The organism is Aequorivita sp. IT1183, assembly GCF_058068265.1.
The window spans coordinates 531,128-540,273 of the sequence record NZ_JBYRHS010000002.1 but is presented as its reverse complement, the minus strand read 5'-3'; the positions used below and the strand labels follow the sequence as shown (position 1 = coordinate 540,273).

Sequence of the window (9,146 nt, the reverse complement as noted above, 5' to 3'; positions counted from 1 at the left end):
GATTAGTTTCGGAAGGGTTTTTTAATGTTCTGTAAATTATATTCTGCTAATTAGAAATTTCTAAAGTTTAGTAACTTCCTTTTTAGCTAATTCAAATTCTTGAAGCATGTCTTTTAAAATCTGTGCCGCTGGTTTTATGTCGTGAATAAGTCCGGCAATTTGACCAATTTCTAATTCGCCATCTTCTAAATCTCCTTCAAACATACCGCGTTTTGCACGCGCACGACCTAAATGATTTACAAGATCTTCTTTTGTAGGATTGGTAGTATAAAGCTGAATTACGCTTTCGAAGAATTTATTCTTAAGCATTCTTACGGGTGCCAATTCTTTTAAAGTAAGCTGAGTGTCGCCTTCTTTAGCGTCAACAACCATTTGTTTAAAAGCGTGGTGCGAAGATGCTTCTTCCGAAGCAACAAAACGGCTTCCTACTTGTACCCCGTCTGCGCCCAAAATCATAGCAGCCAACATTCCGCGACCAGTGGCAATTCCACCTGCGGCTATCAATGGAACTTTTAAATGTTCCTTCACCATCGGGATTAATGTGAAAGTTGTGGTTTCCTCGCGACCGTTATGTCCGCCCGCTTCAAAACCCTCGGCAACAATTGCGTCTACTCCGGCATCTTGTGCTTTCAGTGCAAATTTCACACTACTCACCACGTGAACAACTGTTATTCCGTTCTCCTTTAATTTTGAAGTATATGTCTTCGGATTTCCAGCTGAGGTGAAAACTATTTTTACGCCTTCTTCAATAATGATATTTATAATTTTATCAATATCTGGATAAAGCATGGGTACGTTTACCCCAAAAGGTTTATCGGTAGCTTTTTTGTATTTCACGATATGCTCGCGAAGCACTTCAGGATACATAGAGCCTGCGCCCAAAAGTCCTAAGCCTCCTGCATTAGAAACAGCGGAGGCGAGACGCCAACCGCTATTCCAAATCATTCCAGCCTGAACAATGGGATGTTCTATATTAAAAAGTTCGGTAATCCGGTTTTGCACTACTTTTTAATGATTTTATAGCTTGTTGTTTTGTTATTTGAAGTGATAGAAGCAATGTACATTCCTGAATTTAATCCAGAAACATCAACGCTGTTATTCATAGAAGTAATTCTAGTTTGAAGAATTCTTTCACCTAAAACATTGAAAAGCGTAAACTCTGCGTTTTCTGAGTTTTTTGGGAAAGAAATATTTATTTGAGTGCTTACAGGGTTTGGATAAAGTGCGAAATAATTATCCTGCATTTGATCTTCAACACTTAATAAAAGTAGGGAGTTAAGAGCCTCTTCAAAGTTTGGAATACCGTAACCTAATTTATCCGTTGGGTTAGTGTATCTGCTTGCAGACTCGCGAATTGCCTGTGCAATTACTTCATTTTTCATATGTGGAAATGCGCTCCATAAGGAAGCTACTGCACCCGCCATAATTGGAGAACTAAATGATGTTCCGCTTGAAGTTGTAACATTTCCGAATTGATCTACCACAGCGGCACTCGAACCTTGAGCAACAACATCTGGTTTGATACGCCCGTCAACCGTTGGACCATACGAACTAAAATCTGAAGGGCTGCCAGAACTGGTTACTGCACCAATGGTAAAACTACCTGGCGCATCGCCTGGAGTAGCAACATATCCAAAATTACCTGGTCGGCCATCATTTCCGGCAGAGGTAACGTTAATCATCCCTTTATCAAATCCTGCATTTGCGCCTCTCGCGGCAATAGTTGTTTGCCCGTCGAGATCTTGATAGGTATGATCGAATGATGAGTTGTCAAAATCTTGATACCCTAAAGAGGTATTTGTAACATATACGCCCAAACTATCTGCGCGCTCTAATGCTTCAACCCAATAGGCTTCCTCAGCAGGAGATTCATCACTATCTTCTGTAATGTATAAATAGTAAGATGCGCCTGGAGCAGTACCCACAAATTGTCCATCTAGAAAGCCTGCTGCATCGCTAAAAGTACTAGCACCGTGACTTCCATTACCATTAGAATTTTCAACTCTGGCAGCAAAATCATAATAACCTAACAATCTGCCTTCATTTCTTAATGTAGCATATGCAGGGTTTGTAAGTACACCAGGATAACCGTTATCCATAAAGGCAACAAGAATGTCTTCTCCAATAAAATCATTTTCATGAAGATAGTCAACAGTAATCATTTCTGTTTGATTGGTAGCATCTCCGTAATTATAAATTACTCTAGATTGCGATTCGTTTTCAACTTCAAACTTATCATTTGTAAATTGTCTTCCGTTGGTAGGTCTATTTAAACTTTTGTCTGCAAATTCAATATCTGCAACAAATGGAAAGTTTAATAAATTATTTATATTATTCTCAGTTCCGCGAACGTAAACAGCGTTTAGCCATTTCGATTTTGCAAGAACAGTAATTCCGGTAGATGCATTAATATCAGATTTCTGAGCTTCGTTAAGTGGAACGTCTCTATCGTCAATGGGGGTGCCTTGTGCAGTTTTTCTATTAATCGCTGCCTGGCTTAAAATGGTAGTTGGATTGGAAAGAGCCGCCGCAACAACGGTTGGATCTTTCGACTCCAAAAATACAAGCGCGTCTTCTATTTGCGCAAAAGCAAAAGTGGTACTTAAAACAAAAATTAAAAGGGATAATTTTTTCATCATATTTATTTATTAGGAAATTACGCCACTGCCCAATAATTCTGAGCCTTCGTACCATGCAACAAATTGTCCTTCGGTGATAGCAGATTGTGGATTTTCAAATATAACATAAAGTCCGGAAACTGTACGGTGCAAGGTTGCTTTTTCCAAAGGTTGTCTGTAGCGAATTCGCGCCATAACTTCCACTTTTTCGTCTTCTGCGAGTTTTAGGTCTTCGCGAACCCAATGTATCTCTTCATTTTTAACGAACAGCCCGCGCCTGTAAAGCCCTGGATGGTCTTTGCCCTGCCCCGTGTAGATTACATTTTCATCCACATCGGTATCAATTACAAAAAGCGGTTCTTTGGTTCCTCCCACGGCTAAGCCTTTACGTTGCCCTTTGGTAAAATAGTGCGCTCCGTGATGAATACCCACTTTTTTGCCGTCGGTCATTGAATAGGTGCGTTTTGCAGAAAGATATTCCAGTTTCTCTTCTTCGGAAGAAAAAGTTGGAACTTTCATTTTATATTCTGAAAAACTTGCTGGCACTTCTACAATTGCACCATCTTTAGGCGCTAGTTTTTGTTGAAGAAATTCAGGCAATCTCACTTTTCCGATGAAACATAAACCTTGCGAATCGCGTTTTTCTGCGGTAATTAAATTTTGCGCTGCAGCTATTTTACGAACCTCAGGTTTTAATAATTCTCCAATAGGGAAGAGGGTTTTTGAAAGCTGCTCCTGCGAAAGTTGACACAGAAAGTAGGATTGATCTTTATTTGGGTCTTTGCCTGCAAGTAATTGGAAAGTTTCTGTTCCATCTTTCTCAATAACACCTTTTCTACAGTAATGTCCAGTTGCAACAAAATCGGCACCCAAACTGAGAGCGATTTTCATAAAAACATCAAACTTTATTTCGCGATTGCAAAGCACATCTGGGTTTGGTGTGCGTCCCATTTTATATTCGCGAAACATATAATCTACAATTCGCTCTTTGTATTGTTCGCTTAAATCTACAGTTTGAAAAGGAATACCAAGTTTTTCGGCTACGAGCATTGCGTCGTTACTGTCTTCCAACCACGGACATTCATCAGAAATGGTTACCGTATCGTCGTGCCAATTTTTCATAAAAAGACCAATAACATCATAGCCTTGTTCTTTTAAAAGATAGGCTGCAACGCTGGAATCTACGCCTCCGCTAAGTCCGACAACAACTCGTTTTTTCATAATAATTAAAATGTATAAGCCTTCGGCCAAAATGGCTTTGGGTAATGAGGGTGTAAAGATAAAATACTTTTAGGATATGGTGGTCGAAAGCTTTTAGATAGCCTTACTTGAAAGGATAATTATTTATCCGTGGGCTTCGGATACGTTTCTTCCAAAACTACTTTTCCGTCTTTGTAATATTTCCAAAGTCCGTGCTTCTTATTATTTTTATAAAATCCTTCAATAACAACATTGCCATAAGCATCGTAATAAGTTGCGGGACCTTGTAATAGATTGTTGATGTACAGCAATTTATTCAACAATACGCCATCGGGAGAGTAGTTATTGCTTTCCCCTTCTTTAATGCCGTTTTTATAATTAATTTCTTCGGTGATTTTTCCGTTAGGGTAGTAGGTAACAACCTTGCCGTCCAATTTACCATTGGTATACTGCTCGCGAGTCATTACGTTTTTAGACTTTTCGTGATAATAAACCCATTCGCCAATGCGGTCTTTATCATTCATTTTTCCTTCGCTTACGAGTTTTCCTTTAATGGTGAAATATTTCACATCGGCAAGATTGTCTTTGCCAGTAAAATTTTTAGTAACCATTGGTTGGCTTTTGCATTCCTCGCAGTAAAACTTGAATTCACCAACTTCTTTACCGTGGTCAAAAGTGCCCTCGTAACGAAGCTGAGTAGTTCCGTCAAACGTTTTCTTCCAAAGTCCATGGCGTTGGCCTTGTGCGTCCATTTGGTTTATATCACTTTGTGAAAAAACACTAATAGTGCAGAAAATTCCAATAAAGAAGATGAAAGCTATTTTTTTCATTTCAGAAATATTCATTTACTTAAAAGTAAACGGTGTAATTCGTAATCTATTTTAAACGCTGGAAGGCTTTAACTCTTCCAGCGTTTATAGCTGTTTTATTTTTTTCCGCCTTTTTTCTGTTCCTCAGCTTGCTCCATCATTTCAGACATTTTGCGTTGAAACTTGTTTTGTTTCTTTGGAGTAGCTTTTTTCACCTGTATTTTGGCGTGAACTTTATCTTCGTCAATTATGAAGTTTTTAATTACAAGCATAATTCCGATGGTAATTAAGTTTGAAACAAAATAGTAAAGTGATAAACCACTCGCGTAGTTGTTGAAGAATACCAACATAAATAATGGCGAAAGGTACATAAGGAATTTCATGTTCGGCATTCCTGGTTGCTGCGTTTGCTGCATGCTTTGGCCCATAGTCATCATCATATAAACGAAGATGGCGATAGATGCCAAAATTGGGAACAAACTTACGTGGTCTCCATAAAACGGTATGTGGAAAGGTAATTCCGCAATAGTATCATAACTGGAAAGATCGTCTGCCCATAGGAAGCTTTTCTGTCTTAAATCGAACGCAGATGGGAAGAATGTAAAGAGCGCATAAAACACCGGAATCTGAAGGATAGCGGGCAAACAACCCTTCAGCGGACTGGCGCCTGCAGAGTTCTGAACCTTCATTGTTTCTTGCTGTATTTTTAAGCTATTACCCTTAAACTTTTCTTTAATCTCGTCAAGTTCAGGTTTTAAAACCTTCATTTTTGCTTGCGCCAAATACTGTTTGTATTGAACGGGCGAAAGCATTAGTTTTATTAAAATTGTTAAAACAATAATTGCAATTCCCGCAGGAAGGAAAGCAGTTAAAAATGCAAAAAGCGGGATGATAATGTATTTGTTTATTAAACCGAAAATACCCCAACCAAGTGGCATTGCTTCGTCAAGATTACGCCCGTATTCTTTAAAAATCTGATAGTCAGATGGCCCGTAATACATATTCATATCATACGATATAGCACCATTTTTAGGTTCTAAAAGCATTTTTGCACCGTATTGTTTGGTGAAGGTTGTATCTATCTCTTCATCTATTACCAAGTCTACAGAGGTAAGCTTAACTTCTTTAAACGGAGTGTCTGTAAGTAACATAGAACTGAAGAAATGCTGGCGGAAGTTCATCCACGTAACATCTTTTTCCAATTCATCATCTTCGCCCGATGGAGAAAGTTTAGAATGTTTTTCGTCTTCGTATTCATACGTTAAACGCGAGTATCGGTTTTCGTACGAAATACTTTTTGCGTGGCGATACCCCTTCAATTTCCAATCTAAATACATTGGCTGCGAAGTATTAATAACCCCATCTAAACCTTGGCTATTGATGCTAAAGTCCATCATAAATTCGCCCGGATGCAATGTGTATCGGTATTCAATAAACCCATTTTCAGAAGTCTTTAACTTCATGGAAAGCACTTGGTCATTACCACTTTGGCTCAACGTAGGTTCAAAATATAAATCTTGAGAGTTTAAAGTTCTGTTTTCAGAAGTAAACTGTAGATTTAATGAAGCGCTTCCATCCTTTATAAGATATACTGGAACAGAATCATATTTGGTGAAATTCTTTAAAAGTGCTTCAGATATGTATCCACCTTTGTTGTTTACTTTTAAGTAAAGTACATCATTTTCAAAAATGGTAGATTCATCCGTCGCAGAAGGAAGCGTTCCTGAATATGCAAAGGATCCTAATTTATTTCTCAATGCTTCTAAAGCTAGAGAATCACCAGGTTTAACAGCTTCCATTGTATCAGCTGTTGCATCTGCTAATGTAATGTCTCCTGCCTTTTTTTGAGTTTCAGCTTCTTGCTTTGCTGCAGCTTCAGTTTTAGCTTTTTCAGCTTGAAGTTCTTCTTCGGTGGGCTTGTTCATGTACAACATCCAAATTAGGATACCACCAATTAATAAAAAGCCTACAAGTGAGTTTAAGTCGAATTTCTTTTGTTCCATCTTTTGTTTCTTCTTTTGAAATATTTCAAAAGTGTATTATCGTTAATGTTATATGGCAAGACAATAATCCCGCCTATTTTAGTATTGCGTCAAATTGTCCTATTTGTTCTTCAAAGAGTGATCGTGCACTGCTTTTACAAAAGCTACAAATAGCGGATGCGGATTGGCAACCGTACTTTTATATTCAGGGTGATATTGCACACCAACAAACCAAGGGTGCGTGGGTATTTCTATAATTTCTACAAGCCCCGTACCTGGATTTACACCTGTAGCCATTAAACCTGCAGCCTCAAATTGTGCAAGATATTTATCGTTGAATTCGTATCTGTGGCGGTGACGCTCTTCAATAGTGTCAGTTTTGTATACTTTGCTAGCAATACTTCCTTTTTTCAAATCGCATTTCCAAGATCCCAAACGCATGGTACCACCCATGTCTGTAATATTTTTTTGGTCCTCCATAATACTAATTACAGGGTTTTTGGTTTGCGTATCCATTTCGGTGCTGTTAGCATCTTTCAAATTCAGAACGTTTCGAGCAAACTCAATAACTGCCATTTGCATTCCTAAACAGATTCCTAAGAATGGTAAATTGGTTTCTCGTGCATACTTCACTGCTGCAACTTTCCCTTCAATACCACGCTCACCAAATCCGGGAGCCACTAAAATTCCATCGAGCTTTGACAATTTCTTGCCGATGGTTTTAGCATTTATATGTTCAGAATGAATAAATTCTAATTTTACTTTTACTTCATTTTCTGCGCCTGCATGAATGAAAGATTCAAGAATAGATTTATAGCTATCCTGCAATTCCACATATTTTCCAATTAGACCAATATGAACTTCGCCTTTTGGATTTTTGTGTCTTTCAAGAAATTTATTCCACTGTTTTAAATCTGGTTTTTTTGAATTCTTCAAATTTAACTTCTGAAGCGTAACCGTATCCAAACCTTCTTCAAGCATCATGTTTGGAACATCGTAAATTGTCGAAGCATCAATAGATTGAATAACCGCTTCTTGTTTTACATTACAGAAAAGGGCCAGCTTTTTACGTAAATCGTCTGAAAGTTCGTGCTCTGTACGGCAAACCAAAATGTCTGCGCGTATTCCGCTTTCCATCAAAGTTTTTACCGAGTGTTGGGTGGGTTTTGTTTTTAGTTCACCAGCGGCAGAAAGGTAGGGTACAAGGGTTAAGTGAATAACCAATGCGTTGTCGTCGCCCATTTCCCACTTCATTTGGCGTACTGCTTCAATGTATGGTAATGATTCAATATCGCCTACAGTACCACCTATTTCGGTGATAATTATATCGTACTCGCCCGTGTTTCCGAGAAGTTGAACACGTTCTTTAATTTCGTTTGTGATGTGGGGAACAACCTGTACCGTTTTTCCTAAAAATTCGCCGCGGCGTTCTTTTTGAATCACACTTTGGTAAATGCGACCAGTTGTTACGTTGTTTGCTTGACTAGTATTTACGTTAAGAAAACGCTCGTAGTGACCTAAATCTAGGTCGGTTTCTGCGCCATCATCGGTTACATAGCATTCGCCGTGTTCGTAAGGATTTAGTGTTCCTGGATCTACATTTATATATGGATCCAATTTTTGAATAGTTACACGATAGCCTCTGGCTTGTAATAACTTAGCGAGCGATGCTGCTATAATTCCTTTTCCTAATGATGATGAAACCCCGCCCGTAACGAAGATGTATTTTGTAGTGTTCATGAGTGCCTTTGCTGAAATGACTATACGGGATGCAAAGGTACATTTTTATTGTGGAAAGGAGGAAACGATACTAGTTAATTGTTAAGAGATAATTGAACGAATGGAAATAAATTTAATAAGCGTGTTTTTGCGCTACAAGCAATGTGTTAGTTCCATTCACTTTTTTAAAAATTTGAAAGGTATAAGCATCCCCAAAATTGGAAGTAATTGTTTCAACCGTAGTCGAATTTTTGTTGAGATGAATACCTACATTAAAAATTAAAAAACCTTCCTTTTGAAGCAAACGCGATACGTTTTCGCAGAATTCTTTTCCGAAGAAAATAGGTGGGACGTTTACATCGATAAATAAATCGATAATAATTAATTCAAATTTTTCTTTGGAAGTTTTTACATATTGAAAAGCATCACTTTCTATAATTTGAAGATTTTGTGAAACGGAAATACCAAATTCATCTTTGGCAAGTTCTATTATTGTGGAATCTATTTCAACAGCCACAATGTTTTTTTGGTAATTAAAAGTTTGCCGAAGCGATTTTATAATGCTTCCGCCACCCATTCCTAAAAGCAGCAAATTTTCAACCGACTTTAAATCGACTTTTTCTAAACCAATTTCTAGTATTTTTTGAAGCGATCCGTAGGAGTAGTTGGCGTTTGCAGTATCTAAAACCTTTTTACCATTGAAGTAAGTTATTTCTAACGTACCATTTATTTCAGAAGAAAAATGTTCCGTGGTAGGCCAAATGTAACTAAGGATTTTTTTCATTTATAAAATTATATTCTACCTCACAGCTTATTAT

The 9,146-nt window shown here is 37.9% G+C and carries 7 protein-coding genes; all 7 read right to left on the bottom strand.

Translation table 11 applies throughout. The annotated features are described in order from the left end of the window. Positions 1 to 60 precede the first annotated feature (60 nt). Positions 61 to 1,002, bottom strand: coding sequence for an NAD(P)H-dependent flavin oxidoreductase (locus AC3RVF_RS05360; RefSeq protein WP_489690728.1), 942 nt, complete (start codon positions 1,000 to 1,002; stop codon positions 61 to 63). Further along, complete coding sequence (locus tag AC3RVF_RS05355) at positions 1,002 to 2,639, bottom strand: S8 family peptidase (protein WP_489690729.1); 1,638 nt, start codon at positions 2,637 to 2,639, stop codon at positions 1,002 to 1,004. The genes AC3RVF_RS05360 and AC3RVF_RS05355 overlap by 1 nt, the downstream gene beginning before the upstream one ends. 9 nt (positions 2,640 to 2,648) lie before the next feature. Beyond that, positions 2,649 to 3,839, bottom strand: coding sequence for a tRNA 2-thiouridine(34) synthase MnmA (gene mnmA / locus AC3RVF_RS05350; protein WP_489690730.1), 1,191 nt, complete (start codon positions 3,837 to 3,839; stop codon positions 2,649 to 2,651). Between the two features lie 119 nt (positions 3,840 to 3,958). Beyond that, positions 3,959 to 4,648 (bottom strand): toxin-antitoxin system YwqK family antitoxin, encoded by a 690-nt coding sequence (locus tag AC3RVF_RS05345; protein ID WP_489690731.1) that lies wholly within the window; start codon positions 4,646 to 4,648, stop codon positions 3,959 to 3,961. A 95-nt stretch (positions 4,649 to 4,743) separates the two neighbouring features. Continuing rightward, a complete protein-coding gene (gene yidC, locus AC3RVF_RS05340) occupies positions 4,744 to 6,630 on the bottom strand; it encodes a membrane protein insertase YidC (RefSeq protein ID WP_489690732.1) in 1,887 nt (628 codons plus the stop codon). Between the two features lie 99 nt (positions 6,631 to 6,729). Continuing rightward, positions 6,730 to 8,349 (bottom strand): CTP synthase, encoded by a 1,620-nt coding sequence (gene pyrG / locus AC3RVF_RS05335; RefSeq protein WP_489690733.1) that lies wholly within the window; start codon positions 8,347 to 8,349, stop codon positions 6,730 to 6,732. Positions 8,350 to 8,461: 112 nt separating this feature from the next. Further along, complete coding sequence (locus AC3RVF_RS05330) at positions 8,462 to 9,112, bottom strand: spermidine synthase (protein WP_489692942.1); 651 nt, start codon at positions 9,110 to 9,112, stop codon at positions 8,462 to 8,464. Positions 9,113 to 9,146 lie beyond the last annotated feature (34 nt).

Bases quoted from the DNA above. Each gene is read 5' to 3' on its own strand.
- AC3RVF_RS05355 (WP_489690729.1), bottom strand. From the start codon at position 2,639: ATGATGAAAAAATTATCCCTTTTAATTTTTGTTTTAAGTACCACTTTT.
- mnmA (WP_489690730.1), bottom strand. From the start codon at position 3,839: ATGAAAAAACGAGTTGTTGTCGGACTTAGCGGAGGCGTAGATTCCAGC.
- AC3RVF_RS05345 (WP_489690731.1), bottom strand. From the start codon at position 4,648: ATGAAAAAAATAGCTTTCATCTTCTTTATTGGAATTTTCTGCACTATT.
- yidC (WP_489690732.1), bottom strand. From the start codon at position 6,630: ATGGAACAAAAGAAATTCGACTTAAACTCACTTGTAGGCTTTTTATTA.
- pyrG (WP_489690733.1), bottom strand. From the start codon at position 8,349: ATGAACACTACAAAATACATCTTCGTTACGGGCGGGGTTTCATCATCA.
- AC3RVF_RS05330 (WP_489692942.1), bottom strand. From the start codon at position 9,112: ATGAAAAAAATCCTTAGTTACATTTGGCCTACCACGGAACATTTTTCT.